General features: G+C 33.3%; 1 protein-coding gene. It reads left to right on the top strand.

Annotated features, from left to right (window positions below):
* Window positions 1–127: 127 nt before the first annotated feature.
* Window positions 128–1,444: an IS4 family transposase gene (locus LJE11_RS19005; RefSeq protein WP_020993221.1), complete on the top strand. Its 1,317-nt coding sequence runs from the start codon at window positions 128–130 to the stop codon at window positions 1,442–1,444.
* Window positions 1,445–1,565 lie beyond the last annotated feature (121 nt).

Below are 1,565 nucleotides of genomic sequence, written 5' to 3'. Positions count from 1 at the left end.
CAATGTCATTAACTTAAAAGCAGAAGATATTTATTCCTAAAAGGATTAGATATCTTCTGCTTTTTTTGATATGCTTATATTGTAAAAAGAAGCCATGAACCTGCTCAAAAAAAGGATGTGATTATACATGAAACATTCTCAGAAACGTACATTCATGGATATAGAAAAAATGAGTTCTGATGAATTTAAGGCATTTTGCCGATTAGGTAATAAAAATCATTTTACCAGAATCCGAAAAATGCCTCTTCAGGATCTTCTTTTCACAATGATAAACAGAAAGGGGCTGACGTTGGCATTGGAACTGAGAAATTATATGAAACTTGCTCATCCTGGTGTGTCTATTTCAAAACCAGGATATCTGAAACAGCGTATGAAACTTAATCCAGATGCTTTTTTGGAATTGTATAAATATCATAACCGTAACTTTTATGCAGATTCCACCTTTTCAACTTACAAAAATCATTTAATATTAGCTGCTGACGGCTCAGATATTAATATTCCTACCACTACTGAAACACTGAAACTGTATGGTTCTGCAAGCCGAAAAAACACAAAACCCCAAGCACAAATAGGATTAGGCTGTATTTATGATGTAATGAATCGTATGATACTGGAAAGTGACTGTAATAAGGTGAAATTTGATGAAATGCGCCTGGCCGAAAAACAGATGGAACGAATACCGGAAACAATAGGCAACATTCCCTATATTATTATCATGGATAGAGGCTATCCTTCTACGCCAGCGTTTATACATATGATGGATAAGGATCTTAAGTTTATCGTACGTTTAAAAAGCAGTGATTACAAAAAAGAGCAAAGCAGTTTAACAGAAAATGATCAGCTGGTTAAAATAAAACTTGATAAATCAAGAATCAGACATTACGAAGGGACGCCGGATGGAGAACGTATGAAAGAACTGGGTGAAATTTCATTGCGTATGGTAAAAATCCTATTAGAAAATGGAAATCTGGAAGTTTTAGCTACAAATCTTTCACAAACGGAATTTCATACAGAAGAAATAAAAGAATTATATCATATGAGGTGGGGAATAGAGACTGCGTATGAAACACTAAAGAATCGATTGCAGTTAGAAAATTTTACAGGTACAAAACCTATTCTGTTATTACAAGATATATACAGCACCATATATCTGAGCAATTTAGTCGAAGATATCATATTAGACGCAGAGCGTGAACTGGATCAGAAGGAAACAAACAGAAAACATAAAATGATGATCAATCAGACAGTTAGTATTGGAATCTTAAAAAACGATCTGATTTATATACTTCTTGAAACGGATGATCAAAAGAAAAATATATTATTTCAGCAAATATATGAAGATATCAGTAAGAATCTGGTTCCTATTCGTCCTGATCGGCATTATACCAGAACGAAAGGGCGGTTAGCAGGGAAATATTCAAATACTCATAAAAGAGCATACTAATCTAGAAAATACGAGTACAAAGAGAAGGGGATAAGTATGCCCATATAAAAAAACAAAAAGCAGGAATCATAGTTTTATAAATACTTACGATTTCTGCTTTTTGCTAAAGTTAATGACATTG

This window comes from Blautia sp. DFI.1.216, from assembly GCF_020594215.1.
In the GTDB taxonomy this organism is placed as follows: Bacteria; Bacillota; Clostridia; order Lachnospirales; family Lachnospiraceae; genus Blautia_A; species Blautia_A wexlerae.
The sequence above is the reverse complement of the archived record's forward strand: the minus strand, read 5'-3'. Positions and strand labels throughout refer to the sequence as shown.

What these genes read in the sequence shown, in the direction of transcription:
- LJE11_RS19005 (WP_020993221.1), top strand. Translation starts at nt 128, where the DNA reads ATGAAACATTCTCAGAAACGTACATTCATGGATATAGAAAAAATGAGT.